This window comes from Streptacidiphilus sp. BW17, assembly GCF_041262485.1.
In the GTDB taxonomy this organism is placed as follows: domain Bacteria; phylum Actinomycetota; class Actinomycetes; order Streptomycetales; family Streptomycetaceae; genus Streptacidiphilus.
In genome coordinates this window covers 302,293-316,366 of the sequence record NZ_JBGCCR010000005.1, presented here as the reverse complement: position 1 = coordinate 316,366, position 14,074 = coordinate 302,293, and the positions used below count along the sequence as shown (strand labels likewise).

At 69.6% G+C, this 14,074-nt stretch carries 14 protein-coding genes; 5 read left to right on the top strand and 9 right to left on the bottom strand.

What is annotated here, in order from left to right; genetic code table 11:
• The first annotated feature begins 88 nt into the window (after window positions 1–88).
• Window positions 89–1,468 carry a DUF2252 domain-containing protein gene (locus ABH940_RS09150; protein WP_370105016.1) on the top strand — a complete coding sequence of 460 codons (1,380 nt, stop codon included), beginning with the start codon at window positions 89–91 and terminating at the stop codon, window positions 1,466–1,468.
• Here the strand turns inward: ABH940_RS09150 and ABH940_RS09145 are convergent.
• The 6 genes from ABH940_RS09145 to ABH940_RS09120 form a co-directional block, all read right to left on the bottom strand.
• A complete protein-coding gene (locus ABH940_RS09145; protein ID WP_370072293.1) occupies window positions 1,455–2,102 on the bottom strand; it encodes an RBBP9/YdeN family alpha/beta hydrolase in 648 nt (215 codons plus the stop codon). The genes ABH940_RS09150 and ABH940_RS09145 overlap by 14 nt on opposite strands.
• Window positions 2,099–3,367, bottom strand: a complete 1,269-nt coding sequence (locus tag ABH940_RS09140) for an MFS transporter (RefSeq protein WP_370072294.1) — start codon at window positions 3,365–3,367, stop codon at window positions 2,099–2,101. Before ABH940_RS09140 ends, ABH940_RS09145 begins: the two co-directional genes overlap by 4 nt.
• Before the next feature lie 101 nt (window positions 3,368–3,468).
• Window positions 3,469–4,368 carry a TauD/TfdA dioxygenase family protein gene (locus ABH940_RS09135; protein ID WP_370072295.1) on the bottom strand — a complete coding sequence of 300 codons (900 nt, stop codon included), beginning with the start codon at window positions 4,366–4,368 and terminating at the stop codon, window positions 3,469–3,471.
• Between the two features lie 24 nt (window positions 4,369–4,392).
• Window positions 4,393–5,364 carry a quinone oxidoreductase gene (locus tag ABH940_RS09130; RefSeq protein ID WP_370072296.1) on the bottom strand — a complete coding sequence of 324 codons (972 nt, stop codon included), beginning with the start codon at window positions 5,362–5,364 and terminating at the stop codon, window positions 4,393–4,395.
• 132 nt (window positions 5,365–5,496) lie between these two features.
• Window positions 5,497–6,576: a 3-keto-5-aminohexanoate cleavage protein gene (locus ABH940_RS09125; RefSeq protein ID WP_370072298.1), complete on the bottom strand. Its 1,080-nt coding sequence runs from the start codon at window positions 6,574–6,576 to the stop codon at window positions 5,497–5,499.
• Window positions 6,577–6,694: 118 nt separating this feature from the next.
• Entirely contained in the window at window positions 6,695–7,699 is a 1,005-nt protein-coding gene (locus ABH940_RS09120) for an AraC family transcriptional regulator (RefSeq protein WP_370105015.1), read from the bottom strand.
• Window positions 7,700–8,040: 341 nt separating this feature from the next.
• Here ABH940_RS09120 and ABH940_RS09115 point away from each other — a divergent pair, with 341 nt between their 5' ends.
• From ABH940_RS09115 to ABH940_RS09100, 4 genes are all read left to right on the top strand, one after another.
• The gene (locus ABH940_RS09115; protein WP_370072300.1) at window positions 8,041–8,589 is read left to right on the top strand and encodes a gluconokinase; all 549 of its coding nucleotides are present in this window, start codon (window positions 8,041–8,043) and stop codon (window positions 8,587–8,589) included.
• Between the two features lie 163 nt (window positions 8,590–8,752).
• The gene (locus tag ABH940_RS09110) at window positions 8,753–9,442 is read left to right on the top strand and encodes a hypothetical protein (RefSeq protein ID WP_370072301.1); all 690 of its coding nucleotides are present in this window, start codon (window positions 8,753–8,755) and stop codon (window positions 9,440–9,442) included.
• Window positions 9,443–9,572: 130 nt separating this feature from the next.
• Window positions 9,573–9,995 (top strand): SHOCT domain-containing protein, encoded by a 423-nt coding sequence (locus tag ABH940_RS09105; protein ID WP_370072302.1) that lies wholly within the window; start codon window positions 9,573–9,575, stop codon window positions 9,993–9,995.
• A 119-nt stretch (window positions 9,996–10,114) separates the two neighbouring features.
• Window positions 10,115–10,390 (top strand): amphi-Trp domain-containing protein, encoded by a 276-nt coding sequence (locus ABH940_RS09100; RefSeq protein ID WP_370072303.1) that lies wholly within the window; start codon window positions 10,115–10,117, stop codon window positions 10,388–10,390.
• Between the two features lie 175 nt (window positions 10,391–10,565).
• On the opposite strand, the gene ABH940_RS09095 is transcribed toward ABH940_RS09100, so the two are convergent.
• The 3 genes from ABH940_RS09095 to ABH940_RS09085 form a co-directional block, all read right to left on the bottom strand.
• Window positions 10,566–11,963, bottom strand: coding sequence for a hypothetical protein (locus ABH940_RS09095; protein ID WP_370072304.1), 1,398 nt, complete (start codon window positions 11,961–11,963; stop codon window positions 10,566–10,568).
• Window positions 11,964–12,312: 349 nt separating this feature from the next.
• Entirely contained in the window at window positions 12,313–13,725 is a 1,413-nt protein-coding gene (locus tag ABH940_RS09090) for an MFS transporter (protein ID WP_370072305.1), read from the bottom strand.
• Window positions 13,722–13,910: a hypothetical protein gene (locus tag ABH940_RS09085; protein ID WP_370072306.1), complete on the bottom strand. Its 189-nt coding sequence runs from the start codon at window positions 13,908–13,910 to the stop codon at window positions 13,722–13,724. Before ABH940_RS09085 ends, ABH940_RS09090 begins: the two co-directional genes overlap by 4 nt.
• Window positions 13,911–14,074: the final 164 nt, after the last annotated feature.

Below are 14,074 nucleotides of genomic sequence, written 5' to 3'. Positions count from 1 at the left end.
CAGGACGGTGAGGAGTATGGGTGTGGCAGGTGGAACGTCTGGTGCGCGGGGGTCCTCCCGGGGTCCGGTTCGGGCGGCGGGGGAGCCTGTGAGTCGCGCTGACCGGGTGGCGTTGGGGAAGGATGCTCGCGAGCGGGTGCCGTTGGAGGCGCATGCGGAGTTCGAGCCGGGCGGATCGCGGGATCCGGTCGGGTTGTTGTTGGGTCAGGCGGCGTCGCGGGTGCCGGAGCTGGTGCCGATTCGGCACGGGCGGATGTTGGTGTCGCCGTTCACGTACTACCGTGGGGCTGCGTTGCCGATGGCGGCGGATCTGGCTGCCACGCCTGCCTCGGGGCTGCGGGTCCAGCTGTGCGGGGACGCGCATCTGTCGAACTTCGGCGCGTTCGCCTCACCGGAGCGGCGGCTGGTGTTCGACGTCAACGACTTCGACGAGACCCTTCCCGGGCCTTTCGAGTGGGACGTCAAGCGGTTGGCCGCGAGCCTGGTGGTGGCCGGGCGCGACAACGGGTTCTCGGGCAAGGCCTGCCGCAAGATCGTCCTGGCGGCTGCCAAGGGCTACCGCCAGGCGATGCGCGGCTTCGCGAAGCAGCCCCTCCTGGATGTCTGGTACGCGCACCTGGCTATCGAGGACGCCATCGGGGAGTTCAGGTCCGAGGTCAAGGCGAAGCGGTTCAAGGCGGCGGAGGCGATGCTGGCCAAGGCCCATACCCGCGACAGTACGCAGGCGTTGGGCAAGCTCACGACCGTGGTCGAGGGTCGGCGGCGGATCATCAGCGACCCGCCGACGATCGTCCCGGTCGAAGAGGTGTTCAGTGATGTGCGGGCAGACGCGATCTACGAGCTGATCGGTTCGGTGCTGGGCAAGTACCGGCGCACCCTGCAGAGCGACCGACGGCACCTGCTCAATCAGTTCACCCTGGTCCAGATGGCCCGCAAGGTCGTCGGGGTCGGCAGTGTCGGCACCCGGGCCTGGATCGTGCTGATGGAGGCCGGGGACGGGGTCGAGCCGCTGTTCCTGCAGGCCAAGGAGGCCCAGCCGTCCGTTCTGGCGGAGTACGCCGGGCGCAGCGCGTACGCCAACCAGGGCGAGCGGGTGGTCGCCGGACAGCATCTGATGCAGGCGCAGAGCGACATCTTCCTCGGCTGGGCCCGCGTCACCGGTCCGGATGGGGTGGACCGGGACTTCTATGTGCGTCAGCTGCGTGACTGGAAGTTCTCCGCACCGATCGAGGTGATGATCCCGTCGGGCATGGCGGTGTACGCCTGGCTGTGCGGTTGGACCCTGGCACGGGCACACGCACGCTCCGGCGACCGCGTGGCGCTGGCCGCCTACCTCGGTGGCTCGAACCGGTTCGACCACGCCATCGCGGACTTCGCCGAAACCTACGCCGACCAGAACGAAGCCGACTTCGCCGCCTTCCAGACCGCGGTGAAAGAGGGCAGAGCCGAAGCCACTACCGGGATCTGATGGACGCCTGATCTCGTGGTTCCCGTCCGGGCAGCGCGTCGAGTTCGCGCAGGAACTCCTCGGCCTGCGGCCACTCGCCGTATCCGGACGCCGGGTTGAGGTGGCCCACCGCGCCCAGTCCGACGACGCGGCTACCCCAGTCCCCCGCCAGGGAGATGACCCGGTCGAGGTCGGCCAGCGGGTCGTCCGTGCTGGCGGCCACCGTGCTCGGGAACGGGAGCGGGCGTCGCGGTACCGGAAGCCAGCCGTTCTGCTGCAGGACCTCCGGGCTGGGGTGTGGCTCGTGCATCGGCTTGTCGAGGTCGGGCGGGGTGGCCAGCAGCGCGCCGCGGATCCGGTCGGTGGAGTGATGCTTCGCCCAGTGCGCGACGGTGAGCACACCGGCGCTGTGGGCGATCAGGACGACCGGCCCGGAGACCTTCGTGACCACCTCCTCCAGGGCTGCGACCCTGGCCGTGCGGCTGAACTTCTCCTCGGTGAGCGGCGGGACGGTGTGCACCTCGCGACCAGCGGTGGCGAGCCTTGCGGCGAGCAGGGTCTGCCAGTGCTCCGCGACGTGGTCGCGCAGGCCCGGGACGATGACCACGGCGGGGGAGCCGTCGGCGGACCGGAGGGGATCAACCGGGAGGATCATCCCGTCATCTCCAGTCGGGCGCTCGCGGCGTCCCGTTGCAGGGCGGCGACGAGGCGGAGGTTGAAGTGCCTGCGGCCGATCAGGAACGCGACGGTGGCGGGGATCGAGATCAGGGGGAGGGTCTGCAGCGCGGCGCGCAGGCCCATGTGGTCGGCGAGCAGGCCGGTCACCGCGGGGCCGGGGGCCAGGCCGAGCAGACTGTTGGCCAGGGTGAGGGTGGCGAAGGCGGTGGCCGAGATCGCGACCGGGGTCAGGTTCGCCACCATGGCGGCCGCGGGACCCGAGGTGCCGGCCGACAGCAGGCAGCCCAGGGCGAGCAGCGCGAGCTGCGCCCAGCCGTTCGGCAGTTGGAAGGCGGTGACCAGCAGCAGCATCGATCCGAGGCAGCACCCGATCGCGACGGTCCACTTGCGTGCCGCGGTGATCCGGTCGAGCCGGTCGGAGAGCATGCCGGCGCCGATCATGCCGATGCCGATGACCAGGGCGAACATGCCCGCCGTCGTGCCCGCCTTCGCGGAGGCCATGTGGTAGCAGCGGTTGAAGTAGCTGGGCAGCCAGGCGATCAGGGCTGCGCAGACCGCGAACTGCAGCCCGCTGCCCAGGTATGCGCAGACCACCGAGACCGAGGAGAACAACTTCGGCAGCTGCCCGCGCAGCCGGGCGCGGGCGGCGGTGTCCGGTTCGGAGGCGCCTGCGGGGGCAAGCCGCTTCTCGGTCACCACGACGGCGTAGACGAGGGCCATGACCAACCCGAAGAGGCCCATCGCGCCGAAGGCCCAGCGCCAGCCCGCCTGCCCGGCGATGGCGCCGCCCAGTGCCACGCCCAGTACCGAGCCGAACGCACCACCGGCGATGAACGCGCCGGACAGCGTGGCCCGCAGGGTGACCGGGAAGATGCTGAGGACGACCGCGATGCCGACGCTGCCGTAGGCGGCTTCGCCGATACCGACGACGAAGCGGCCGAGGAAGAGTTGTCCGTAGCTTGCCGCCAGTGCGCAGCCGAGCGTCGCCACGCTCCACACGGTGGCAGCCAGGACCAGACTGCGAACCCGGCCCCAACGGTCGGCGAGCAGGGACATGGGGAAGGTGAGCAGGCCGACCATCAGCGCCACCACACCGCTGAGCGAGCCCAACTTCGAGTCGGAGAGCAGCCATTGGGCCTTGAGCAGCGGAAAGACCGCGTTGAGCACCTGCCGTGACATGTAGTCGGAGAGCAGCAGGCCGAACGAGAGCGCGAAGACCACCCAGGCATAGCGCCTGGACACGGTCGGTCCGGAGGACGAAGTCCCCGGCGCAGCCTCGGCAGTGGAGGGAATCGCCATTGTCGCACCTCACCTTTCCCGGTTGTCCCGGTTGGAAGCGATCCTCAGAAGGGTCTGTCGCCGACGATCTCCGCGCGCTCCATCTTGCGAGGCGCGGGCCAGTAGTCGTTGACGGCGTAGTGCTGGGTTGCGCGGTTGTCCCAGACGGCCACGGACCCGGGCTGCCAGCGCCAGCGCACCTGGTACTCCGGGACCGCGGCCTGACCGGTCAGGTAGTTGAGCAACTGGCCGGCGCCCGGCGCGTAGTCCTGCCCGAAGCGGACCCGCTCGGGCGTGTGGTAGTTGACGAAGTGGGTGGTGAAGCTGTTGACGAAGAGGACCCTCTCGCCGGTCTCCGGGTGGGTGCGCACCACCGGGTGCTCGGCATCCGGGAACCGGGCCGCAAGGGCGTGGCGCTGTTCGGTCGGCAGCACCGCGCCGAAGGTCGCCTCGATGCTGTGACGGGCGCGCAGGCCCTCGATCTGGGCCTTGACGTGCTCCGGCAGCCGCCGGTAGGCCTCGACCATGTTGACCCAGACGGTGTCGCCGCCCATGGGCGGGCACTCGATGCAGCGCAGGACCGCGCCCATACCCGGGCACTCGCGCCAGGTGCCGTCGGCGTGCAGGGCGTTCTCGTAGTCGGGCTTCTTCTCCGGGCCGCGGCTGATGCGGACCAGGCCGGGGTGGTCCGGGTCGCTGCCGAGCGCCGGGTGGTCCATCAGCGGGCCGAAGCGGGAGGCGAAGGCGACGTGCTCGGCACGGCTGAAGTGCTGGTCGCGCAGGAACAGCACCTTGTGCGTGAGCAGCAGCGCGCGGATCTCGGCGAACAGCTCGTCGTCGCCGATCGCGTCGGCGAGGTTCACCCCGTGGAGCTCGGCGCCGATGGTGCCGGTCAGCTGTTCCGCCTCGACGGTGCCGCGGATCTCGGTCGGTGCCACCGCGGCGGCACCCAGGGTCTCGGTCATGGCGTTCCCTTCTGAGGAGGCAGTTCAGGGGATGAGGACGGAGGAGCCGGTGGTGCGCCCGGACTCCAGGTCCTTGTGCGCACGGACGGCGTCCGCGAGGTCGTAGCGCTGGTTCGTCTCGATCGAGATGCGCCCGCTCGCGACGTGGTGGAAGAGTTCGTCGGAGAGCTCCGTGCGCTCGGCCGGGTCGGCGATGTAGTCCGCGAGTGCGGGCCTGGTGACGAAGACCGAGCCGGCGAGGGCCAGTTGCATCGCGTCGATCGGCGGCACCGGACCCGACGCCGTGCCGAAGCAGACCAGCAGGCCACGGCGCTTCAGTGAGGCCAGCGAGGCGGCGAAGGTGTCCTTGCCGACGCTGTCGAGGACCACCGGTACGCCGGCGCCGTCGGTCAGCTCGCGTACCCGCTCGGCGACGTTCTCGCGGCGGAGGACGACGTGGTCGACGCCGTGGGCGCGGGCGAGTTCGGCCTTCTCCTCGGTGGAGACGGTGCCGATGACCGTCAGCCCGAGCAGCTTGGCCCACTGACTGACGATCAGGCCGACGCCGCCGGCCGCCGCGTGCAGCAGGATCGTGTCGCCCGCCGCGAGCGGGGTGATCCGCCGCATCAGGTACGCGGAGGTGAGCCCGCGCATGGTCATCGCGGCGGCGGTCTCGCAGCTGATCGCGTCCGGCAGCCTGATCAGCGGGGCGGCGGGCATGAGCCGCTCGGTGCTGTAGGCGCCGAGGGGACTGCCGGTGTAGGTGACCCGATCGCCCGCGGCGACGTGGGGCACCCCCTCACCGACCGCCTCGACCACGCCGGCAGCTTCGACGCCCATGCCCGCGGGCAGCGGGGCCGGGTAGAGGCCGGTGCGGAAGTAGGTGTCGGCGAAGTTGAGCCCGACCGCCTCGTGCCGGATCCGCACCTCGCCCGGACCGGGGTCGCCGACGCTGACCTCCTCCAGGCGCAGCACGTCGGGGCCGCCGGTCTCGTGGAAACGGATGGCGTTCGCCACAGGGGTACTCCTGTTCGCAGGTTCGACTGGGCTGCCGCCGGGGGCGTGGAGAGCGGTCACGGGCAGGCCGCGCGGTGAACGCGGGAGTTGCGGCTCTCGCCCGTGACCGCCGCTGGTGGACGTGCCGGGTCGTCAGACCAGGCTGCGGTCGCCCTCCGGGCGCAGCATGAAGCCGCGCCGACCGGGCTGCCGGTTCGGGACCATCCCGAGTCGGGCCAGGGTCTCGTCGGCATCGGAGTAGTACTCGCCGATGTGGTAGATCTCCTTGGCCTCCTGGCCGTTGGCGATGTCACGGCCGAGCGTTTCGGAGATCTTCACCAGCTGCTCGATCTGCTCGACCGTGGTCATCCGCTCGCCCTTGCGGCCCCACAGGTTGTCCTCGTTGCCGACGCGGACGTGTTGGCCGAGCGCGATGCCGACGGCGCACATCGGCGCGACCGCGCGCATGGAGGCCTCGATGGTGAGCACGGCGCCGTCCGGGACGCGGCGAATGAACTCGACCAGGTCGGCGGGGTGGTGACCGGCGAAGCCGCCGCCGATGGCGACGTAGTTGAGGACCAGCGGCCCGGTGTAGACGCCCCTGCGGATCAGCCGCTCCACGCTCTCCAGCTGGGCCAGGTTGGCGAGCTGGAAGTGCGGCTGGATGCCGTTGGCCGTAAGCCGCTTGAGGTGCTCCAGGTAGAAGTCCGGACCGGCCTCCAGGTACATGTCCCGGTACGCCTTGTACAGCGCCGGGTTCTTGCCGATCGAGGTGCCGTCGAGGTCGTCGTCGGTCATGATCTCGACGATGTTCATCTGGTTGGTGTTGATCGCGATCGTGACCTGGTCCGGCTTCGGGTCGACCTCGGCGAGCATGTGGCGGGAGTCGTAGTCGAGCCACTTGGCTTCGGCGCCTTCTTCGTCCGACTCGGGAGCGAAGGAGATCGACCCGCCGATCTGCAGCACCATGTCCGGCACCGCCTCACGCAGCCCCGCCATCAGCTCGTTGAACATCGACATCCGCTTGGAGCCGTGGCCGTCGAGTTCCCGGACGTGGATGTGCAGCACGGTCGCACCGGCGTTGTAGCAGTCCACGGCCGCCTGGACATGTTCGTCCATGGTGAGCGGGATGTCCTCGGCGTCACCAGGGAGCCACTCGGGCCCGTAGGGAGCGGCCTGGATGACGAGTTTCTCCTGGGTCTCCGGGAACAGCGAGTCGTCGTGGAAATGCACGGTCGTCTCCTTCGGTGGGATGGAACCGCCGCCGGGCGGGGTGGTCGGGCCGGCGGGGTGGTGCCACCGTAGGTGGGCCGAAGCGCGCTCGCTTTACCGGAGGAGACGAATGACTTGCCTATTCGGGACAGTGCTCTGCGCGCCAGTCACGGGCGCTGCAGCCGAACTGTTCGCGGAACCAGCGGGAGAAGGCGCTCGGCGAGGAGAAGCCGAGCAGGCCGGAGATCTCCGTCAGCGACCTGCGGCGGTTCGCCACGAACCGCTCGGCAAGCTGGGTGCGCGTGGTGTTGAGCAGGGACGAGAAGGTGTCCCCGGTCTCGCCGAGCCAGCGGTGCACCGTGCGCCGGTCGACGCCCAGGCTGTGCGCGACCTGGTCCACCGAGCAGTTGCCGGCCGGCAGGAGCACCTCGATCAGTTCGCGGACCCGGTCCTTGGCCGAGGTGTCCTTGGGTGTGGCGATCACATCGAAGAACTGCCGGGCGTAGGCACGCAGTTGGGGATCGGCGAGGGCGTTGGGAGAGTCGAGGTCGCTCGCATAGAAGACGATGCCGTCGAACTCGCGCTCGAACTCCGCCACCGGCCCGAACAGCCGCCGATGGGTGTGCGTGTCCGACGGGGCCCGATGGGAGAAGCAGACGGTCAGCGGCTGCCAGCGGTTGCCGAGGAAACCGCACAGGACGCGGTGGAACGCCGCCACGGCGAGCTCGGTCGCCTGGCGTAGCTCCAGGCGTTCACCGACGTCCAGGCCGACCTTGAGGGTAGCCAGCCCCTGCGCCTCGGACAGCCGGGTGTGCAGCGCCTCGTTGTACGTGTCCTCGTGTCGCAGCAGCAGGCCGATCGCGCTGCGCACGTCCGGCTCCTCGCGCACCACCAGCCCGATCGGGCCGAGGGTGGACAGGCGCCGGTACTCGGCCAGCCGCAACCCGAAGTCCTCGCGCCGGCTCGCCGCAGCCGAAAGCTCCAGCAGTTGGACGCAGGCCGCGCCCGAGACCCAGCGGTCCTGCACGGTGAGCGCCGCCGCGTCCAGACCGACGCGGCGGAGCAGCGCTTGCGGGTCGATCCCGAGGGAGCGGCTGAGCTCGACGTAGCCGTTGAGAGCCGCGGTACGGACAAGGGGTTTCACGCGTCGGTGCCGTTCTGATCGTCGGATCCGCCCACTCCTGGTCTCGAGAAGGTAAGTCGTGAGTCCCGGGAAGACAAGCACTCCGAGGCAGAACTGCCTCCTGTCCGTCGGCGCCACCAACATCACGGAGACCCTTGGCATCGCCATCGCCATCTGAAGGAGACCCAGTTGCCGTCGTCTGACGGTTTCCGCCGTAGCGGTTACACCGGTCTGCTGAGCCGCCCGTCCCGGGTGCTGCCCGGCCCCGCGGCGTCGTATCCTGAGGGCGTTGCGAGGGTTCGGACATTGCGGCATCCGCACCGACCGGCCGCCTGCGAGCGGTTCGAAATGGTGAATTTCTGATGGTGACGAATTGCGCGAAGGCGCCGCACCGGCCGATCGTCATCGTGGTTCTCGGCGTTTCCGGGGTCGGCAAGAGCACGGTCGGGGTGATGCTGGCCGAAAGGCTCGGGCTTCCCTTCAAAGATGCGGATGACTTCCATTCACCGGAGAACCGGGCGCGGATGACCTCGGGGCGTCCGCTCACCGACGAGGACCGGCGGCCTTGGCTCGCCGCGATCGCGCGGTGGATCGACGAGCAGCTCGAAAGTGGCGAGTCGGCCGTGCTGGCCTGCTCTGCACTGAAGCGCTCGCATCGGGACTTTCTGCGGCAAGGGCGACCGGAAGTTCGGTTGATGTACCTGGAGGGGAGTCAGGAGCTCGTCGCCGCGCGGCTGGCCGCGCGACAGGGTCACTTCTTCCCGGCCCGGTTGCTGGAGAGCCAGTTCGGCGAGCTCGAGGAACCGACCCCTGACGAGCACCCCTGTGTGGTACCGCTCGCGGATTCCCCGGAGCAGACCGTCGCCAGGGCACTGCAGTTGCTCGCCGAGCCACCTTCGCCGGGCGGCTGATGACGTGGGCTCAGCGCACTCGGAACTCCTGCGTACTCGGCTCGACGCGACGTGGTTCCCGGGTGCGGACGACGGGATCACTCAAGGGCCCGCCGCCGGTTCGCCGTTCACGCGTGACGGGTGATGCCCGACAGCGATGTCCGATGGCGCACCACGGAGTGAGGTGTTCAGTTGGATGGAGGTGATGGCCCTGGTCCTCATGGAGGAGTCGGCCCGGATCGACGCCGACTCCTTCCGGGGTATCCGGGTCGAGGCTCTTCGCGCCGTCGCCCCGCCCGCGAGGGACCGGATGCGCACCGACACCGTCCGCGCCCGGTACTCGGCCGGGATGATCGGAGGCCGCCGGATCGCCTCCTACACGGACGAACCCGGTGTCGACGTCCACCGAGACACGGAGACCTACGCCTCTCTGACAGTCCAGATCGACAACGCACGGTGGACGGGCACACCGTTCACACTGCGGTCCGGCAAGGGCCTGGCCGAGGACTCGGCCGAGATCGCCGTCCACTTCCGGTCAGCGCCCGCGTACCTGCTCGCCCGATGGCCAGGCATCGAACCCAACGTCCTCCGCCTCGGCCTCAGACAGCCTTACGTGCGCTTGGCCACCACTCTGAATGCAAGGGGACGCATCGCCCGGAGCCCGGAGCTCGAGCTCTATTCGACCGAGTCACGGCGGACCCCCTATGCCAACCTCTTCGTCGAAATGTTCCGTGGCGACGCAACCCTGTTCATCCGTGGCGACGAGGCACAGGAGGCCTGGCGCATCATCGACCCGGTCGTGAACGCGTGGACCGCCGCGGACGTCCCGAAGCAGGAATACCCCGCCGGCACGGCACCGCCCGGACCGCGTTGATGGTGGTGGGCCGCTGAATCACCCCGGAAGGGTGGTGCGGCTGCACTTCTGGAGCTGCCCAATGGGATGAGCATGCGGGCCCGGCTGCTGAGCACGCAGTCCGCGCCGGGCCCACGGAAGGAACCGGAGGGTGAGCGCCGTGAATTACCCCGTGCTCGACATTTTCTTGACCACCATGTGGTTCTTCCTCTGGGTCCTGTGGATCTTCCTGCTGGTGCGCGTGTTCATGGACCTGTTCCGGGACAGGGACATGAGCGGCTGGTGGAAGGCCGGTTGGTCGGTGTTCCTGATCGTCCTGCCCTTCCTCGGGGTCCTCGTCTACCTGATCGCCCGCGGCAAGGGCATGGCGGAGCGCCAGGCCCAGGAGGCCGCAGCGACCGAGGCCCAGTTCCGCGCCTACGTGCGGGACACGGCGCAGGAGACCCCGTCTGCCAAAACCAGCGAGTCTCCCGAAACGAGCGAGCAACTCGCCCGTCTGGTGGAGCTCAAGAACCACGGAGACCTGACCGAGGAGGAGTACCGACAGGCCAAGTCGAAGGTCCTGGCTGCCTGATCCATCCGGCCGTGCCCACGCCGGGCAGTGCGACGTGGTCCGGTCCGGACCTGTCCGCCCTCGCAGCCGGGAATCCGCGACAAGGACCGATGTGACCCCACACCCAAGGCGGAAGGACCATGGAAGACCTGAAATTCGAGCAGAAATCCACGCTCTCCCGCTCCGAGGCGGCGGCTCTGCTGACTGAGCTGGCCTCGGCACTGGAGCGGGGCGGACACGTGGAACTGGAGCTGGGACCGGGCGTGCTGACCATGCACGTCCCCGACACCGTCAAGAGCGAGGTCGAGGTCGAGGTCGGGGGCGGAGAGGTCGAGCTCGAGATCGAGCTTTCCTGGGCGACTGCAGGGGCCAGGGAGGCCGCGTCGAAGTCTGACCCGGAAGACACGGAGGAATGACGCCCCATTAGGCCCGGAGGAGCCACGCCCCGCGTCCGGTGTCCGCCTGCCCGTAGCCACCGGCTCCGTCAGGACGCCGCACGGGGAGGCCGGAAGGGTGATCGACGCCGGGCGTCAGGATGCCGCTCCGCGGGCGGACGTGAAGCCGGTATGGCCACAGTGCAGCGGCGCGCGGTCACGCGCTGCTCGCGCTCTGGCCGGGGTGTTCGGAGCCCTCCGGCCCGGTCTGCCGCAGCTCGGCGAGGCCAGGGCCGGGCGCCAGGAATTCACGGATCCCGAAGGCGACCAGGACCACGACGGCGAACCAGAACACCACCAGGCCGGTGGGGTGGTCCCAGAAGACGAAGATCAGCGAGGCGATCAGCAGGATCGCGATCCCGATCCAGCGCTTCCAGCGGCGCACGAAAGGCTCGACCGGTCCGGCCCGGAAGCCCACCTGTTCGGCAGCTTGTCGCACCCCTCCGATCCCGGTGCTGGACGCCGCGCGGATGAAGGTCGCTGCCCGGGACGGCCCGATGAAGTAGGCGCCGAGCGCCACCAGCACCGCGAGCGCCCCGACCGACCGCACCGTGACCCGCAGGAAGTGCACCAGCGCGTCGTAGACCGAGCCCGCCGCTCCGGAGTTGACGCCGGGTGGGAGCTGGTCGAGGAAGTAGCCGCGGAAGACAGCGAGTGCGACGCCCAGCAGCAGCATGGCCGCGGCCACGCCGACCGCTGCGCCGATCAGCGCCCGTCTGCGGTTCCGGGCCAGGTACACGCCCGCCGCGGCGACGAGCACGGCGATCACCGGCATCCAGTTGCCCAGGATCTGTAGCAGGCGCAGGTAGGACTTGATCTTTCCGATGGACTTCGAGGAGTAGACGGTGAAGGTCGCGTGGATGGTCGGGATCTTGGCCACCAGCCCGAGTCCGGCACCCGCCAGTTGCGTCTTGACCTGCGCGATGATCGGTGCGAGGTCGATGGTGACCTGGTTGTTGGCCAGCGAGACGGCTCCGCCGCCCTGACCGGTCAGCGCCTTGACCATGGATGCGTGCGCGGTGCGGATCGCGTTGGTCCACAGGGTTGCGAAGGCGGGGCTGGTGACGACCTTGTTCACGACGGTGCTGATCAGGCTGGTGATGCCGCTGCCGATCGGGCCGCTGAGCGAGCCGATCAGGTTCGCCGCCTTCGGCGGGACGCCCTTCTGCGAGGCGGCCTGGGAGAGTTGACTCACCAGCGAGGGCACGTCGATCTGCTGCGCCACGACATTGGTCACCCTCGCGGTGAGCGCGTCCTGCACCTGAGGGTCGCTCGCCAGCGGGGCCATCGTCGCGACGAACCGGTTCGTGTCAGTCACCTGGTCGTGCGCCCACACGGAGATCACCGCCAGCAGTGACAGCACCGCGGCCACCACGATCAGGGCCGCGGATCCGCTGGCCCGGATCCGGTGGTGCTCCCGTGCCGGCCCGCCCCGGGCTTCGAGCTGGGCGATCCGGCCGCGCAACTCCTCCAGTTCACGAGCGTTCCCGGGCTGCGGCTTCGGTTCGGGCCTCTGGTTCGACCCGCCGTCCGCCCCGCTGTCCGCTGGCGACATGCCCTGCTCCGTCCTGACTGCGTCGGCCGTCCTCGTGCCGGCAAAGCCCGCCGCCCTCGGGGCCGCGACAGGTGCTGACCCGGCCGGGTGGAGCGGTGGGCTCTCCGAAGGGCACGTCGACCAGGCATCACGTTCTCCGAGGGAGGAACCCTTGGAGCCCATTCGGTCCGGGCGCGCCCACAGCGACGCCCGGACCGCTGGTGTGTCCCCGGAGCCAGGGCTCGGCAATCGTGCTCTGACCGACTTTCAGCCGCACGGCGGCGACGCCGGCTGTGTCGCTGCACATCGCCGCCGACCGCCTGGTAGCGGTGCAGGGGGATGCGCCCCGTGCCATCTTGACGGCACCCTGTCAGATGTCTTGGACGGCCTGCATCCGATCGTCACCGGGTGAGGTCGTTCTTCTGGGCAGGAGCAGCGAGGAGGCGAGCCCGGCCAGGCTGAACGCGCCCAGCGCGATCATGGCGGCGGCATAGCCGTTTTTGGTGAGCTCGGAGACGAGGATCGTGCCGGCGACGGCCGTCCCGAGGGACGAACCGAGGTTGGAGACGCACCGGGAGAGCCCGGAGATCTCGCCTTGGAGGTTGTCCGGGAAGCAGGACTGCACGACGTTGACCGAGGGCGTCAGCATTGCGCCGAGGCCGAGTCCGATCAGCAGCAGGCCGGGGGTGAACGCCCAGACGTCGCCGAATGCGCGGACGAGCGTGAGCAGGAGGACGATGCCGGCCGTGGTGACCGCGAATCCCGTGACGATCAGGGTGCGCTGGGCGTAGCGCCTGGCGAGGCGTTCCGCCGTGAGTGACGAGGCCAGCAGGCCGACGGTCGCTGCGGTGAAGACGCCGCCGGTGGCGATCGCGCTGTAGCCGCGCACCACCTGGAGGTAGGCGCCCACGGTGAAGGAGGCGCCCATCAGCACCAGCCACTGGGCGTTCTGGGTGACCAGGCCCAGGTTGGAGACGCGGTTGCGGAACAGCGCCAGGGGGAGCAGGGGTTCGCGGCCGGACCGCTCCCGGCTCCTGAGCCAGAGGAAGAACCCGGCCAGGACAGCAGTTCCGGAGAGCAGGAGTGCGAGCATCAGCCAGATGTTGTTGTCCGCGGCCAGGATGCCGGTCACCACCAGCACCAGCCCGACCGCGGACAGGACCGCGCCGACGGTGTCGAAGGGCTGGGAGGGGTCGGCCGGCAGAGGGTCCTCAAGCCTTCGGGTGAGCACGAGGATCACGGCGATGACCAGGACCTGGAAGCCGAAGTTCGCCCGCCAGCTGATCGCCGAGGTGAGCAGCCCGCCGATGAGCGGCCCGGCGGCCGCGCCGATTCCGCCGAGCGCCATGATGGCGCCGAAGGCACGTGCCCGGGTGGCAGTGCCGGAGAACAGCAGGGTGGTCAGGATGTAGACCGGGGGGATCAGCAGTGCGGTCCCGACGCCCTCCAGGATCGAGTTGCCGAGGATGAGCACGCCCAGTCCGGGGGCCGCGGCGCTGATCAGGGCCCCGACGCCGTAGACGGCCAGGCCGACCGTCAGGCAGCGTTTGCGGCCGTAGCGGTTGGTGAGCTTCCCGCCGGGGATCATCAACGCCGCCATCACCAGCAGGAAGACGGTGATGGCGACCTGGACGCCCTGAGTGCTGGTGTCGAGGTCCTTGCTGATGTCGTTGATCATCACGTTCATGCTGGATCCGGCGAAGCTGCAGATGAACTGGGCCAGGGCCAGCGGGATCAGGACGCGCCGTCCGGCGGCCGAGGGGAGGTTGAGGGTGCTGGTCATCCTCGTGCTTCCTCGACGTTCGGCATACGGGAGATCGGCATACGGAAGAAGGGGGCCTGCTCCGTCCGCTCGTCGAGCCCCTTGAACAGGGCGAACAGGTTCAGCGCCACAGCGGCGAGGACCAGCAGGACCGGACGGCCTTCCTGCTCCGGGTGTTCCTGTCCGGGGACGGCGGACGATGCCATGGCGGTGCCTCTTTCGTCAGGCAGGTGGCCGAGCCGCCTCCGGAGAGGGGCGGGCGCTCGGCCGAGGGGAAGTCAGCCGTTGCGCCGACCTCGGTCGCGCCGCTGGGGTCCAGGAACCGGGTCACCACGATGCTCCCGTGAAGGACGAAGGAAACCGTCTGCGA